The 14,825-nt window shown below is 41.4% G+C and carries 14 protein-coding genes and 1 pseudogene; 8 read left to right on the forward strand and 7 right to left on the reverse strand.

Features of this window, described 5'->3' with window-relative positions:
• Positions 1-144 precede the first annotated feature (144 nt).
• The gene (locus AC6IZR_RS09215; protein WP_070465090.1) at positions 145-513 is read right to left on the reverse strand and encodes a hypothetical protein; all 369 of its coding nucleotides are present in this window, start codon (positions 511-513) and stop codon (positions 145-147) included.
• Positions 514-1,025: 512 nt separating this feature from the next.
• Between AC6IZR_RS09215 and AC6IZR_RS09220 the strand changes: the two genes are divergently transcribed.
• The 6 genes and pseudogenes from AC6IZR_RS09220 (at position 1,026) to AC6IZR_RS09245 (ending at position 5,454) form a co-directional block, all read left to right on the forward strand.
• Positions 1,026-1,340, forward strand: a complete 315-nt coding sequence (locus AC6IZR_RS09220; protein ID WP_070465241.1) for a hypothetical protein — start codon at positions 1,026-1,028, stop codon at positions 1,338-1,340.
• Between the two features lie 55 nt (positions 1,341-1,395).
• Positions 1,396-2,426, forward strand: a pseudogene (locus AC6IZR_RS09225) (ATP-binding protein).
• A gap of 3 nt (positions 2,427-2,429) precedes the next feature.
• Positions 2,430-3,029, forward strand: coding sequence for a hypothetical protein (locus tag AC6IZR_RS09230; RefSeq protein WP_070465093.1), 600 nt, complete (start codon positions 2,430-2,432; stop codon positions 3,027-3,029).
• 211 nt (positions 3,030-3,240) lie between these two features.
• Positions 3,241-3,894: a replication protein gene (locus AC6IZR_RS09235; protein WP_070465098.1), complete on the forward strand. Its 654-nt coding sequence runs from the start codon at positions 3,241-3,243 to the stop codon at positions 3,892-3,894.
• Between the two features lie 13 nt (positions 3,895-3,907).
• The gene (locus AC6IZR_RS09240; protein ID WP_070465101.1) at positions 3,908-4,171 is read left to right on the forward strand and encodes a helix-turn-helix domain-containing protein; all 264 of its coding nucleotides are present in this window, start codon (positions 3,908-3,910) and stop codon (positions 4,169-4,171) included.
• Between the two features lie 65 nt (positions 4,172-4,236).
• Positions 4,237-5,454, forward strand: coding sequence for a site-specific integrase (locus AC6IZR_RS09245; RefSeq protein WP_070465104.1), 1,218 nt, complete (start codon positions 4,237-4,239; stop codon positions 5,452-5,454).
• A gap of 106 nt (positions 5,455-5,560) precedes the next feature.
• Here the strand turns inward: AC6IZR_RS09245 and rpsI are convergent, their stop codons facing one another.
• From rpsI to rlmB, 5 genes are all read right to left on the reverse strand, one after another.
• Positions 5,561-5,953 (reverse strand): 30S ribosomal protein S9, encoded by a 393-nt coding sequence (gene rpsI / locus AC6IZR_RS09250; protein WP_002893764.1) that lies wholly within the window; start codon positions 5,951-5,953, stop codon positions 5,561-5,563.
• Positions 5,954-5,971: 18 nt separating this feature from the next.
• Positions 5,972-6,418: a 50S ribosomal protein L13 gene (rplM, locus tag AC6IZR_RS09255; RefSeq protein WP_002876943.1), complete on the reverse strand. Its 447-nt coding sequence runs from the start codon at positions 6,416-6,418 to the stop codon at positions 5,972-5,974.
• Between the two features lie 152 nt (positions 6,419-6,570).
• A complete protein-coding gene (locus tag AC6IZR_RS09260; RefSeq protein WP_049491665.1) occupies positions 6,571-7,434 on the reverse strand; it encodes a DegV family protein in 864 nt (287 codons plus the stop codon).
• Positions 7,434-7,946 carry an NYN domain-containing protein gene (locus AC6IZR_RS09265; protein ID WP_003004212.1) on the reverse strand — a complete coding sequence of 171 codons (513 nt, stop codon included), beginning with the start codon at positions 7,944-7,946 and terminating at the stop codon, positions 7,434-7,436. The genes AC6IZR_RS09260 and AC6IZR_RS09265 overlap by 1 nt, the downstream gene beginning before the upstream one ends.
• Positions 7,947-7,964: 18 nt before the next feature.
• Complete coding sequence (gene rlmB, locus AC6IZR_RS09270) at positions 7,965-8,693, reverse strand: 23S rRNA (guanosine(2251)-2'-O)-methyltransferase RlmB (RefSeq protein WP_003010074.1); 729 nt, start codon at positions 8,691-8,693, stop codon at positions 7,965-7,967.
• A 96-nt stretch (positions 8,694-8,789) separates the two neighbouring features.
• On the opposite strand from rlmB, the gene AC6IZR_RS09275 reads away from it, so the two are divergent.
• Positions 8,790-9,752 carry an aromatic acid exporter family protein gene (locus tag AC6IZR_RS09275; protein WP_497848476.1) on the forward strand — a complete coding sequence of 321 codons (963 nt, stop codon included), beginning with the start codon at positions 8,790-8,792 and terminating at the stop codon, positions 9,750-9,752.
• Positions 9,753-9,866: 114 nt separating this feature from the next.
• Positions 9,867-13,097 (forward strand): LPXTG-anchored zinc carboxypeptidase, encoded by a 3,231-nt coding sequence (locus AC6IZR_RS09280; protein ID WP_497848477.1) that lies wholly within the window; start codon positions 9,867-9,869, stop codon positions 13,095-13,097.
• A gap of 58 nt (positions 13,098-13,155) precedes the next feature.
• On the opposite strand, the gene AC6IZR_RS09285 is transcribed toward AC6IZR_RS09280, so the two are convergent.
• Entirely contained in the window at positions 13,156-14,823 is a 1,668-nt protein-coding gene (locus tag AC6IZR_RS09285; protein ID WP_497848478.1) for an alpha-glucosidase, read from the reverse strand.
• Between the last annotated feature and the right edge of the window lie 2 nt (positions 14,824-14,825).

The raw sequence follows: 14,825 nt of genomic DNA on the forward strand, positions 1-14,825 counted from the left end.
ATATTATATATTTTAGGGATATACTTTATTTAAATAAAATTCAACAATTATATAAATGTAATTTTTGTATGGATCAAAAACTAATAAGAAAAGAGTTCCACTTATAAATGGAACTCTTATAAACTAGCTTATTGTATTTACTTTCTAGTTATTCTTTAGTGCTTCTTTAATTTCACCAATTGTCGCTGAAACAGTTTTATCTTGAAATGATTTTACTTCTCTATTGCCATCTTTATCAATAGTTTCAACTGGACTACTGTAATCATCTGTTGAGCTCGTCGTAAAACCACCTGATTTATCCGCAATAATTAATTTGTCATCAGGTTGGTTTGAGAAATATTCATTAATTTCTTTTTCAGACTTATTTTTTAGAAGGTTCTTATAAATTTCAATTGTTTGATTTTCTTTTTGTTGAGCTCCTAACGAATTAGCAATAACAGGGTTTAATAAAGCATACGAAATTAATCCTACAGTCAAAATAGTTAACGTTAAAGGTAAAAATTTTTTAGTCATTTTTAAGACCTACTTTCTTTCTATTTATTAAGAGTATACTAATAAGCTGTTTTCTTCTTTAAAATCGTTATATTTTTGTTAAAATCCTTTCTGGATAGGCCTCCATCCTATCCAACCTCATTATATTATTGCTTTTGTTAGAATTCAATTTATTGTATGTGAAACTAGTTCCAGAATATTTTTTAATTTTATCGAAAATAGACATATATGATTTTCTGTTTAGATACCAATTCTGATTAAAAATAATGTATTTTATGATTCTATTTCTGTTGTATCAACGTTTTAACTCTTATTAGGTCATTTGTTTTAAATTATTTAGTTTTCTACTTTCGAAATCTTTGAACATAATAGAATAAAATTAAAACTTTCTAAAAAACTCCGAAATTCACCTCCTGAATCTCCTATAAGATAGAAAGGAAAAAATCAACAAGTCCAGCTCATGACCTCAAACCGAGCATGTCACCAATACTTTTTATCACAAAATAGAATATACGAGGTATCTCAAAATGAAAATGAAAGCAAAATTCCGCAATGGCGGATACTCAAATCAAACAGCAGAACAATACGTTAGCCTTCAAGATCCAATCTACTTGCTTTGTGATGAGCTTGAAGCACAACAAAAGTATGAAGATGGAAAACCGACGGGTGAAATTGTCGCATATAAGGCTTGGTTTGGGCAAAAGGGATTACCACCATTTCAAGTAAAATTCCTTGAAGAACCTGAACTCCCTGAATATCTTTCCCTTATCACCTTTGACAACTTGCAAGCATGTGAGGTCAACTATAACGTTTACTTTAGAGCTAATGGATTTAAAGAGGTGAAATAATGGTTCCAGCTATCACACAAAAGAGTTGGAACAATACCTATTACAGAGTCTGAACATGGCTTTGGGCTCTGTATTACAAGGGGAAACTTCTTATACCAACTCTTTTGACATTTCTGTCAAAGAAAACGGATTTATCTTCATTCCTCGTCTTCCATCAGGATTTGTCATTGATGACGAACTGTACCGAAAGATTTTCTTAATCGCTAATGCGTCTCTCTACCCACAATACACGCTATTAAAACAAAATTCTGCCTACTTTATTGCACTGAAAACAGACGATATTCATATTCAACGTGGACTGTTTTTCCTTGGCAGAAAGGTGTTTCTGAGCGGCTAATCATTCCAGACCTAGAAAAATTCACATTATCGCTAAAAGGTAATGATATCCCTATTATGGCAAATCTAATGATTAACTATGATAAAGTAACTTCTATGGCTATTGCTGGGAACTCAGGTAGTGGTAAAAGCTATGCATTAACTTATCTGTTAAGTATACTGAAAAACATTTCCGACCTGATTATCGTTGATCCTAAATATGATACCCCATCACGGTGGGCAAAGCAGAATCAAATTAGTGTCATCCACCCTCAAGAGAATCGTTCCAAATCCGACTTCGTATCAGAAATTAACGAAAGTTTAAGTCAGTGTTTGACAATAATTCATAAACGACAAAGGATTTTATTTGATGATCCACATCATGAATTTCAACATCTAACTATTGTTATTGATGAGGTGCTTGCTTTATCAGAAGGAATCAACAAAAATATCAAAGATTCCTTCTTCTCTCTGTTATCTCAAATTGCTTTATTAGGGCGATCAACCAAAGTTCACTTGCTTCTTGTAAGTCAGCGTTTTGATCATAGTACAATTCCTGTATCAGTCCGTGAACAATTTAATGTATTGATTCAGGTTGGTAACATCAACCAGAAAACAGTACAGTTCTTATTTCCAGACCTCGATCCAGAAGGTATTGTTATTCCGATCGGAAAAGGAACAGGGCTTATTCAAATCATTGATAACGAGCATCCTTATCAGGTCTTACCCTTGCTGTGTCCAACATACTACACAATGAAAGGTATTTTATAACTTATGCAAACAACACATTTTCAGAAAGTTTTTAATCTCGGTTCTCTGCTGTTTCTTACAGCAATTTTAGGTGCATTCTGCACAGTCTGCTTCGGGTTTAGCATGAATTCATTACAGGAGATTGATTATTTAGTCTTCTTTTATCGTTTTACTAGCGTAATTTTCGCAATTAGCTTATTTACTTCGCTTATGAGCTCTGTAATTCTCTTTTTCCTCATCAGTCGTGAAATCAAGGACCGGCAAAAAGAAGATAACCTATATAACCTGTGGCAATCAATTAAACAAACCTTGTCGATCCGTACTTTTCTACATCAAAGCGAACTCTCAGAAGCCGTAACTACAACTGAACAAGCAAAATTAACACACTACAACCCTATTCATAAACGTTTTAACAAAGCAGTTGATAAATCTATTATAGATGTTAGAAAAGATACAATCATTCTGATGATTCGTATTCCAAAGACTCAGCAAGCAAAGAAGATTCTAGACGATATGAATACAATGATTATCGAAGAAGTTGCTAGATACAATCCTGATTATTTCTTCTCCCCCTCAAATCCAGATAAAAAATGGGCATACTTTGTAGGAACTAAAAGACAATAGCTTAATGGCGCTGTGGCCCACGTAGTGGAAGCCAAACAGCGCCGTTTTTTAATTGCAAAATTTAGGATTAAGTGGGGTGACTACGACCCCCACTTAATCCAATAATCAATAATCAGAAAAAAATTAAATTTTCTCAAAAACTCCGATTTATGCCCTCCCAATCTCCTAATAGATAGAAATAATAAAAAATTGAAAGCGAGGAATTTTACCTATGGCAAAAGAACAACGTTCAAATAAATGGGCTTTTCTATTCTATCAGGAAAGTGCGCCCGAAAACTATTTAGAAATTCTCGAAGAAATTCATGTTCCATTTGTTCTGTCACCGTGGCATGATAAGGACGTAAACAAAAAAACTGGAGAGTTTAAGAAAGCACATAAGCATGGAGCATTCTATTTCAGCTCTCTCAAGAGCTATTCTCAAGTTTCGGAACTTATCAAAGACAAACTGAATGGCCCTGCACATGTTGAACCTGTAATGTCCCCCAAAGGGATGTACGACTACTTTGTCCATGCAGAAAATCCTGAGAAAAGTCAGTACAATATCGAAGATATTGAAACTGGATGCGGATTTGAATTAGATAAATTCCTCATCAGCAATAATAATGATGAATTTCTATCAACCATTATTGATGTGATAGACAAGAATAATTTCACAGAATTTAATCATTTGGTTAGGTATGCGAGAGAAGAAAATCCGACCTTATTAAGGCTTATCGTTGACAAAACATACTTTTTTGCCAAGTATTTAGATTCACGAAGGTATAGCACAGACAAAAGCAAAATCACTTCATCAGAAAATTCCTTGACGAATACTCCTAATGAAACTAGAAACATCATATCAAGCTCTACTTCAATAGAATTATAATGGAGGAAAAGCTATGCAAGTAATCTTACCAGATGAACAAATTCATCAAATTCAACTTTTACTCTCTAATCTTATAAGGAAAGAAATCAGTGAGCAATTAGACAAGAGTGGTATTGAAAGCCCCTATTTGAACAAAAAACAGACTTGCGACTATTTGGGAATTTCCAACAATACTCTTGATTCATGGATTCAAAAGGGGCTTCCATCCATCAAAATCGGAAAAACCATTAGATTCCACAAGGACGCTATTGACAGCTGGCTAAACGGCAACAACTAGAAAAATCAAGATTTTTATTTTATAATGGTCATGATATTTTCTGGTTCGATATAAAGGAGAATATCATGACTATCAGTAAGACAAAAAACGGAACTTACCGCTTAAAAGTCTATATTCCAATAGAAGCACGAATGCCTCTTGGAATCGTTAATAATAACTATTATGATAAAAGATTCAAAACAAAAAAGGAGGCAAGACAAGCAGAGATAGACTTACTTACGAAGTTAAACCAAATTGAAGATAATATGTTTTCAGGACTAGGAAAAGAAGATATCCTTTTCTCAGACTTCTATAAGAATATTTGGTGGGAATCCTATAAAGCAGGTCAAACTACATCTACTTTGAAACCACCAAGCAGGTCAACAATCGCTAATACCAAAACATGTTTTGAAAAGCATATACTACCACTTCTTGGCAACTATACGATTCAATTTTTAAACCAAAATAAACAGGTTATTCTAAATTTGATGACCTCAAAAGCTAACGAATATGCAAACTTCAAAACTTTACGAAGTTACGTTATTTCTATTTTTGATTGGGCGGAAGAACTTGAATATATTGAAGCAAATAGAGTTGCAAAAACTTTAAGACGAATTAAGGCTGTCAGAAAAATTCAACTTGCAGAATCAAAACGTGATGAAGATTTATACTTAACTCATGAGCAACTCCAAGAATGGTTCTCAGCTTTTAAAGAAGATTTAGAAAATGATAAAATATCACTCAAAGATTACGTCCTTTTTTATCTCACTTTTTTCCTCGGAGATAGAAAATCAGAAACATATGCTCTCCAGTGGAAACATGTCGATTTTTCAAAATCTCAAATTCAGTTAATTCAGGCTTTAGATAGATACGGACAAGTAAAATCTACCAAAGGAAATAAAAAAACTATCTTCTCTATTTCTAGTGACTTACTTCAGCTTCTTACCTCTTGGAAAGAACAACAAAAATATGAACTAGCAAAGTTTGGCATCATCAGTAATACAGAACAATTCATCTTCACTTATATAGATACCAAAGGTAATATCAATAAACCTTTACATTCTGACTACCTCAATAATAAGATGAAAACTATCAGAAAGCGACACCCAGAACTTACACACGCTACGCCACACAAATTACGGCATACGGGAGCAACACTCGCTAAACAGGCAGGTATGAGTTTAGAAGCCATTTCCGAAGCCCTAACTCACAGTGACAAAGGTACAACACAGATTTATGTCAATACTTCTAATGTAGTCCCTATGGCAGTTGGCGAATTTGCCTTAAAGTCTTTAAAACAATAAGGTAAAAATAAGGTGAACTTTGAGGTGAACTTTTTCAAAAAACATAAAAAAAGCACCCATGAGGTAAACTCTTGAGTGCTTTGAAACGTTGATATAATCGTATTGATTAACGTTTTGAGAATTGTGATGCTTTACGAGCTTTCTTAAGACCTGGTTTCTTACGCTCAACTTTACGTGAGTCACGTGTAAGAAGTCCTGCGCGTTTCAATGAATCGCGGAAGTCTGGGTCTACTTGAAGAAGGGCACGAGCGATACCGTGACGGATTGCTCCTGCTTGACCAGCGTATCCACCACCTACAACGTTAACGAAAACGTCGTATGAACCTGCAGTTGAAGTAACTGCGAATGGTTGGTTGATTACAAGACGAAGGTCAGCGTGTGGGATGTACTCTTCAACATCTTTTTTGTTAACAGTGATTTTACCAGTTCCTGGAACAAGGCGAACGCGTGCAACAGCGTTTTTACGACGTCCAGTACCTGCATATTGTGCTTGTGACATACTTTATTGTTCCTTTCCTTAGATAAGTCCTGAAATATCAAGAACTTCTGGTTGTTGTGCAGCGTGAGTGTGCTCAGCTCCAACGAATACTTTCAATTTCATACCTTGAGCGCGGCCAAGAGTATTGTGTGGAAGCATACCTTTAACTGATTTCTCGATCAAACGTACTGCATTTTTAGAACGAAGTTCACCAGCAGAGATTGATTTCAATCCACCTGGGTGGTTTGAGTGAGTGTAGTAGATCTTATCAGTTGCTTTTTTACCAGTCAATTTAACTTTTTCAGCATTGATAACGATTACGAAGTCACCTGTATCAGTGTGAGGTGTGAATGTTGGTTTGTTTTTTCCGCGAAGCACGCTAGCAACAACTGCTGAAAGGCGTCCAAGAGGTACATCAGTTGCGTCAACAACGTACCATTTGCGTTCTACTTGGCCTGGTTTAGCCATGAATGTAGTTTTGTTCATGATTTCTCCTATATGAATGTCGTTTTTGTTTACAGGGCGGATGTTCCGGTCCGCGAGTTATTTGAAAGGTTCCGGGGCCTTACAAATGGGGTAAACAATACCGCCTACTATTGTATCAAAATTCTAAGATAAAAGTCAACCGATTTGGAAAATTATTTACGATTTTCTTTTCCAATGACAAATCCGATCAAGGAATTCGGGCCGACGTGGGCTGAAATAACCGGTCCAAGAGGCATCACGAGGACTTCATCGATGCCTTCAAGCGCAAGCATTTCTTGCTTCAGTGCTTCGGCTCCTTCTAGATCGTTGGTATAAGATACCAAGGCTGTGCTTTCACCGATATCGGCTTTGATCAGCTCCAGTAATTCTCGGACAGCTTTTTTGCGTCCGCGAACCTTGCTAATTGGGACCAATTCCCCTTCCGCATCAATCCAGAGAATGGGTTTGATGCTGGCCAAACTTCCCATGATCGCAGCACTTTTTGAGAGACGGCCTCCCCGCATAAGGTGATAGAGATCATCGACGAGGAAATAAGTCCGCAGTTTTGGCGCTAGATCCATGATCTCTTCTTTGGCTTCTGCTAATGAACGACCCGCATCACGCGCAGCTACTGCTCGCATGACCAGATAACCCTCTCCAATCCCAGCAGCCTTCGGATCGACAATCTCGATCACGGCTTCCGGGTAGTCTTCTAAAACCAGGTCTCGTGCCATGACTGCACTCTGATAGGTCCCAGATAAGACCGATGAAAAGGCCACATAAAGCAGATCTTTTCCTTCTTTGGCAAATTGTTTAAAGGTTTCCTGAAATTGGCCCACATTGACCTGACTGGTTGTCGGTTTGGCCCCATTTTTCATGGCTTCTAAAAGCTCAGGGCTGGTCAATTGAGCTTCGCCTACTGTCTGGTAAACCGTCCCATCTAACTCAATGGTCAAGCCAAGAATGGTCACCTGATGTTCCTTGGCCCAGTTTTGGTCTAAATCTGCGGTCGAATCGGTTAAAATAGCAAATGTCATTACTTGTCTCCCATCATTTCTTGTAATTGTCGCAATACTTCGTGATCGAGCGGTCGCATGGGTGGTTTTTGATCGTTAACCACTCGCTGCGCTTGATTGAGGTTTCCTTTGACGACTGCGACCCGTTTTTCTAACTCTCTGGCAGATACCCGAAGAGCTCCTTGAGCAAAGACGGTCCATTGCTCATTTAAGTCACTGGTCGCTACTGATACTTGGTGGAGGGGCGTGTTAAGCTCTGCCGCCAAGCGCTCGATATAGTCATCTGCCGTCTCATCCTCACCGGTAAAGACCACCTGAACATTGAACTCCTCATAGGTCTGCCGCACTCCTGGCATATACTGGGCATCAAAGACACAGATGACTTCGATCCCTTCAAAGCTAGCATAGTGGCTCAGTTTTTGCAGAAGGATATTGCGGGCTGCATCGAGCTCACTCTTTTGAAAGAGCTGGCGGGTCTCCTGCCAAAAGGCAATCATATTGTAGCCGTCAACCAATAAGATTTTTCGTTTCATATCATTGCCTTTCTAGAATTATAGTCGATTGCGAAAGACCTCATACATGAGGATGGCTGCTGCCACACTGGCATTGAGGCTTTGCACATGACCATTCATGGGAATGGTGATCATCTCATCGACTTGCTTTTTGATATTGGCTGAGATCCCTTTTCCTTCATTGCCAATGATCAAGGCCAATTTACCAGCCGTATTCCACTGGTGAGATGGCGTGCCGTTCATGTCGGTCCCAAAGATCCAGAAGCCCTCTTCCTTTAGCTTGTCTAGAGTTTGACTGAGATTGGTCACACGCGCAATGGGAATGTGTTCCACCGCTCCGGTAGAAGTTTTTGAAACCACTGGAGTTACCCCGACTGCACGGTGCTTAGGAATGATGACGCCTGAGACATTGGTCGCATCAGCTGTCCGTAAGATAGATCCAAGATTGTGCGGATCTGTCAAACCATCGAGAATCAATAAAAGTGGGTTCTCTTCTTGGGCTGTCTGTTTCAGAATCGCTGCCAAGTCTGTGTAAGCAAAGGCTGCCACACGAAGAACAAAGCCTTGGTGGACGGCTCCTTCCGTCATTTCCTGCAGGGTTTTCTTTGGCGTCCAAGAAATCGACACCTTCTTCTCAGCTGCTAAGGCCTTGATTTTGTCGACATTTTTTCCTCGGAGGTCTTCTTGAATATATAATTTATTGCCTGTATTGGCTTGTAAAGCCTCGGTGACTGCGTGGACACCGTATACGATATCGTTATTTTCCATAGAACTAGTATACCACAAGAAAGGAGGATGATGCCAATTCATGATATAATGAAATGAAATCTATCTTAATGAACGAACCAAACTAGAAAGGAAGCCATGCCTCTTTTTCAACGAACCATCAAGCTCACCTTGGCCACCTGTTTAGCAGCGGCCCTTGCTTATGCTCTGGGCTTGACCTATGCCATCTCAGCTGGCGTCATTGCCATCTTGAGTATCTCTGATACGCGTCGCAGTACGATCAAGCAGGCCTACCAGCGCTTTATGTCGACCTTGCTGGCCCTTGCTATCGGAAGTCTCGCCTTTTCCTTTTTTGGATTCAACCTTTGGGCACTGGGAGTCTTTATCGCTCTCTATGTTCCTTGCGCCTTTCTATTGGGTTGGCAGATCGGCATCACGCCAAGTACGGTGCTGGTCACCCATCTCTTGATTGAGCAGTCTACTTCCTGGGGGCTCTTGCTCAATGAACTTGCTCTCTTTTTAATTGGAACCAGCTTTGCCCTGCTGGCCAATCTCTATATGCCTTCGAATCAGGCTGCGATCGATCATTACCATGATGTGGTCGAAGACCAACTAAAGAAGATCCTTGATCGTTTTGCGGAATTTCTTGGTAAAGGGGATGGTCGCAATGATGCTCGCTTGATCAAGGAGTTGGATGGTATCCTAGAGGACGCTTTAAATCTAGTCTATCTGGACCATTCCAACCACCTCTTTCACCAAACCAACTACCATATTCACTACTTTGAAATGCGCAAGCGGCAAAACGATATTCTGCGAGATATGGCAGAAAACGTCAACCGTTGTCAGTTAGCGGCGAGTGAAAGCATAATCCTAGCACAACTATTTAAGAAGACAGCCCAACAGTTAAGTCAGGAAAATCCTGCCCAAGATCTTCTAGATGATATTAGTCAGTATTTGGCGATCTTCCGTGAACGTCCTCTTCCTAAGACCCGTGAAGAATTCGAAACACGCGCCACCTTGCTCCAATTGTTAAGAGATTTAGAAACCTTCATTCAGGTCAAGGTTGATTTTTACCAACAATTTCATCAAGAGACAGAATAGACAAAGAAGCCCTTGCCAGATGCAAAGGCTTCTTTATTGCGGGAACTGTTGAAAACGCTTTCCTAAAATGGTATACTAGAACAAGAAAATAACTTTTTAAGGGGGGTCTTCTATATGAAGTCTTCATATAAGAAACATTTGTACACTACGACGCTCAGCCTCTCAGCTACTGTCTTGCTTTCCGTTATCGGACATGGTCAAGTATCAGCCGATAGCATAGAAGCGCCTCAAACAGAACCAAGTACGGTCCTTGAAGCGGCACCCGCTACTGAGCAAGCTGTGACAGCTGAGACTGCCAGTCCTGCTACAGCTGAAAAAGGAGACACCGCAGCCCCTGCCACTTCTGTAGAAACAGCAGCGACTTCTGATGTGGCTTCTACTACAGAAGTTGCTCCAGTCGCTAGTCCAAGCACTAACCGTGCTGCAACGACCGCTGACCAACCGACACGATTGGCAGATAGCACCATTTATCTCTCTGAAAAGAGCACGATTGATGACAAAGTCCAAGAAAAAGCTCAAGCTGCTGGCAAGATCAACTGGACCTTGGACAACAAGCCTCTCTCGGAGTGGAAAACCTGGGATATGGAGACTGGAACCCTGAGCAAGGATCCATTCCTTACGATCACAGAGACTGCAAACGGCAATGATTTGGATCTCCATATGGAAGTGAAAGATCTCTTTGGTGAAGATCTTAGCCTTCGGAGCCCAAATAATATCCGCCGGACTTACCGCAACTACATCGGCAATCATGAGCTGGTCGGAACCAATGCAGACTTGGGTGTGACCATCAATAAAACTCTTGTTTTTCGACCTTACCAAGACTACCATACACATGAAGAGATGCTCGCTGCTATCGAAAAATCCAAGGAAGAAGCGAAACCCGATCGTTTGGTGCAGTTAGAAACCCTTGGTAAGAGCGCCCAAGGCCGGGACATGAAGATGGGAATTGTGAGTAAGGACCAAGCCAGCATCGATCACTACCTGTCTAGCACCAATCCTACAGCTTTGACCAAACCAAGCGAAATGCTGGCTGCACTGAAGGACAAGACCTTGGATTACAAACTACCTGTCTTAGTCCACAACACCCACGCGGATGAGCAGCCAGGCATTGATATCATCACAGGCCTCTTTAATACCTTTGCAACCAAGGAAAAGGTGACCTTTAACACCACAGATGAAGCTGGAAATGCCAAAACTGTCACGCTAGATATTCCAACTCTCCTAAACAAATTTATCTTCTTGTTTGACTTCACGGAAAACCCAGATGGAGATGCTCTCAACCTGCGGGCCCTAGCAAACGGGCTCGATCCAAACCGGGATGCCAGCTACCAAACCAACCCTGAAGTCCGGACCGTCATCCAAATGATCAACAAGTGGAATCCGATCGCTCTCTACGACTTACACGGTTTTGTAAAAGAATTCTTAATCGAACCTGCAACACCTCCGCATGATCCGAACTTTGAATACGATCTCATGTCCAACCTCATGCTGGAAAATGCCCATCATATGGGCCGGGCTGGAGTTGCCAATTCCAAATACGACAGTTACATCATTCCAAAACTGGATTGGGGAGATGGCTGGGATGATTCCTTCTCAGGTTATACAGGTGTCTATGCTGTCTATCACGGCATCTTGGGCCACACCATTGAAATACCAGAATCCAACCAAGAATCCTATAAGGCTGGACGCAATGCTGTCCTCGGCGGCATTGACTTCCTCAACCAAGATCCAGACAAACTCCTTGAGATGCGGCTCAACTTCTACCTGCGTGGTCTCAATAAAACGGAAGATCCAAAAGCTGAAAATGAACTGGTCGGCCCAAATGGGGAAATCGTTGGACGTGTGAAAAACGGTCGTCCAAAATTCTTCCCAGACTACTACGTCATCCCGATGAGCCTCGACAAAGACAACGATGCCCAAGAAGCTTTCAATATGATCGACTACTTCAAACGCAATGGTGTCCTCGTCAAAGAGCTCAAAGAAGATATTGGCAACTATAAAAAAGGAGACTTAGTCATTGATATGGCCCAAGCCAAACGCGGCTATGCCAACCACATTCTCTACAAGGGCTCCAACGAATCTGCCTGGGCTGCGATGTACGCAGAGTTGCTGGTTAACTTCCCAGATATGAGAGGGTTCAAGTCCGAACCTGTCTTTGCGGATGGTCTTTTCAATGGAAAATTAGGCGAAGTCACCACCACCCGTGCGACTCGTACTTCTGAGATCGATCCAAAAGCTCCTTACTATGTGATCGCAAATACCTCAGCCAGTGCCGTTAAAGCTATCAACCAGGCCATTTCCCAAGGAAAATCTGTCTACCTAACAGATGATGGCTACATCGTTGACCGCGATACCTTTGCTTCACTCCTGCCAAACTATGCCATCTATGGTGATGCCCTCTACAAGGTACCAAGCGGGCCAACCTTGAAACCGATGAAGGTCTACTCTCCAAACTACCACTATAATTGGGCTGGAGTCGATGCGCCTGCTCATACCAGTCTAGTCCTTGAAAAATTAGGCTTCCAAATTGTCAATACTCCAGAAGAAGCGGATGTTGTTATTTTGGAAAGCAACCGCTTTGACGCTTCCATCTTTGGCAAGAAACCGACCCTTGTCATTGGTGGGGAAGCCATGCAAAAACTGGAAAAATTGGGAGTTCTTGCAGGATTTGACGCTGAAAAACTAAAAGGCGGTAGTGACTACGAAGGCTTGATGAAGGCGATCATTGATGATCAGGATCCATTGACCAGCGGATACAAGAAGAATACCCTCTTCTACTCCAACTCAGGAAACTGGATTGAAAAAGTTCCAGAGCATTTCAAAACCTTGATGAGCATCGCTCCGAGCGATTATTATATTGCAGGTTGGTGGCCACATAACGATGTTCTAGCCAACAAAGTCATGGCGATCTCTGGAGAACTGATGGGACAACCACTCTTTGTCTATGCCGGAAATCCAACCAACCGTCAACACCCTGTCCACTTCTTCCGCTGGGTAACCAATGCGATCTTTGGCAGCAAGTTAGCAAGCTTGATGGATTACGTTCCAGCTAAAGAACCAGATCAAGTGGTGGTTCCAATTCATAACCAAACAACCACTCCACAGCCAATCTTGACCAAGAAGGAGACTCCTAAAGTTCTCCTTCCACAAAAAGAAATGACAACTGAAAATGGAGAAAGTGTGCAAGCCTTGACTTACCAAGTGGGACAAAGCTTCCAAGAAAGTCCATCCAAGGCACAATTGCCACAAACTGGAGAAGACACAACGGCGTACTTCATTCTTTCAGGCTTCTTGTTAGCCGTTAGCGGAGGCTTCCTCCTCTTGAAAAAGAAAGAAGTTGAATAAGTTCCAGCTTTAGACTTGGATGACATGAAAAGAACCTTCGCAGACGCGAAGGTTCTTTCTATTCCACCAATTCCAACACAACAGTTTGGTAAGGGGCCAATTCTAATACCTGGTCTCCTTCTTGGAACAACCCAGCAGTATTATTTAAAACAAGCGTTTTAATCGGAGCTGGTAACTCCAAAGTGGCCTGGCGATTTTGGAAATTGCTGATTACCAAGAGACGCTTGTCCCCACGGCGTTCGAAGGCGATGATATTCTCACGGTCCCGATAAGCTGGGATCATATCTCCAAACCGGATGGTATTCCCATAGAGGGGATGACGATATAAGGCCGTCAGCTGACGGTAATAATTCAAAATAGAATCTGGATCCTTTTCCTGGTCTTCCACATTAATGGAATAATCTGGTTTGGGACTGATCAGCCAGGCTGGTCCATCGCTAAAGCCCAGACCTGGCTCTCTTGTCCACTGCATCGGTGTCCGCGCATTGTCTCGGCTATAGTTGGCAATCACTGCTAAGGCTTCTTCCTCGCTCAAACCAGCTTCTTTCGCAACATGATAGCCATTGATGGTCGCGATATCATCAAAGTCCTCTATTGATTCAAAGACTTGGTTTTCCATTCCAATTTCTTGGCCTTGATAGATAAACGGAATTCCCTTGCGCAAAACCTGAATAGTTCCTAGGGCTTTTTTACTGGTGTCGTTTACTGGACCTTCAGCAATATAATGGGACACCCCACGAGGCTCATCGTGGTTTTCGATGATGGTCGAGAGAACCCCAATACTATCTGCGCGCTCATGCGCTTGGAAAATACTTTCCTTGAGTTCATCTGCTGTTGGAAGACTATGGTCAAACCAGCCTTTTCCTTCCTGCCCTAAGCAGGTTTGTTTGAAATCAAAGATAGAAGAAAAGACACCGTCTTTTCCAATGAAGAAATGCAATTCTTCATCGGTTTCATTGAACACTTCCCCTACTGTGAAGGCATTGTACTTGGCAAAGGTCCGCTCATTTAACTCTTGCAAGAACGGTTCAATCGATTGGGCATTCACTAGAGACTCCGGTACTGGGACCAAGCCATTTTCGCGATCAGATGGAAGCGAACGCCATTCTAGATCTTTTTTGATATTGATAATAGCATCGATCCTAAAGCCCGCAATTCCCTTGTCCAACCACCAGTTGATCATCTTGTAAATTTCTTCGCGCAAGACAGGATTTTGCCAATTGAGGTCTGGCTGGTCCTTATGGAAAGAATGGAGATAGTACTTATTGGTGCCAGGAACCGGCTCCCAAACACTGCCCCCAAAGTAACTTTCCCAGTTGTTGGGTTCTTTGTCACTTTCGATGAAGTAAAAGTAGTCCGCATAAGGACCATCTGGATCTGCTAAAGCCTTTTGGAACCACTCGTGATGACTGGAGCAATGGTTAACCACCAAGTCCATGATGATAGAAATGCCCCGCTTCTTACCTTCCGCAATCAACTCTTCCATATCTTCCATAGTCCCAAAGAGGGGATCAATGGCATAATAATCGGAAATATCATAGCCCTGGTCAATAAAAGGGCTCTTGTAAACAGGAGATAGCCAGAGAATATCAATCCCTAAGTCTTGAAGGTAATCGAGTTTCTCCGTGATGCCTTTCAAATCCCCAACACCATCGCCATTGCTGTCCTTAAAGCTTTTTGGGTAAATCTGGTAAGCGACCTTCCCCTTCCACCAGTCTTTTTCCATGT

It is taken from the genome of Streptococcus mobilis (genome assembly GCF_059727625.1).

Coding starts and splice junctions, on each gene's coding strand:
- AC6IZR_RS09230 (WP_070465093.1), top strand. CDS start 2,430: ATGCAAACAACACATTTTCAGAAAGTTTTTAATCTCGGTTCTCTGCTG.
- AC6IZR_RS09260 (WP_049491665.1), bottom strand. CDS start 7,434: ATGACATTTGCTATTTTAACCGATTCGACCGCAGATTTAGACCAAAAC.
- rpsI (WP_002893764.1), bottom strand. CDS start 5,953: ATGTCACAAGCACAATATGCAGGTACTGGACGTCGTAAAAACGCTGTT.
- AC6IZR_RS09215 (WP_070465090.1), bottom strand. CDS start 513: ATGACTAAAAAATTTTTACCTTTAACGTTAACTATTTTGACTGTAGGA.
- rlmB (WP_003010074.1), bottom strand. CDS start 8,693: ATGGAAAATAACGATATCGTATACGGTGTCCACGCAGTCACCGAGGCT.
- rplM (WP_002876943.1), bottom strand. CDS start 6,418: ATGAACAAAACTACATTCATGGCTAAACCAGGCCAAGTAGAACGCAAA.
- AC6IZR_RS09285 (WP_497848478.1), bottom strand. CDS start 14,823: ATGGAAAAAGACTGGTGGAAGGGGAAGGTCGCTTACCAGATTTACCCA.
- AC6IZR_RS09280 (WP_497848477.1), top strand. CDS start 9,867: ATGAAGTCTTCATATAAGAAACATTTGTACACTACGACGCTCAGCCTC.
- AC6IZR_RS09240 (WP_070465101.1), top strand. CDS start 3,908: ATGCAAGTAATCTTACCAGATGAACAAATTCATCAAATTCAACTTTTA.
- AC6IZR_RS09275 (WP_497848476.1), top strand. CDS start 8,790: ATGCCTCTTTTTCAACGAACCATCAAGCTCACCTTGGCCACCTGTTTA.
- AC6IZR_RS09245 (WP_070465104.1), top strand. CDS start 4,237: ATGACTATCAGTAAGACAAAAAACGGAACTTACCGCTTAAAAGTCTAT.
- AC6IZR_RS09220 (WP_070465241.1), top strand. CDS start 1,026: ATGAAAGCAAAATTCCGCAATGGCGGATACTCAAATCAAACAGCAGAA.
- AC6IZR_RS09265 (WP_003004212.1), bottom strand. CDS start 7,946: ATGAAACGAAAAATCTTATTGGTTGACGGCTACAATATGATTGCCTTT.
- AC6IZR_RS09235 (WP_070465098.1), top strand. CDS start 3,241: ATGGCAAAAGAACAACGTTCAAATAAATGGGCTTTTCTATTCTATCAG.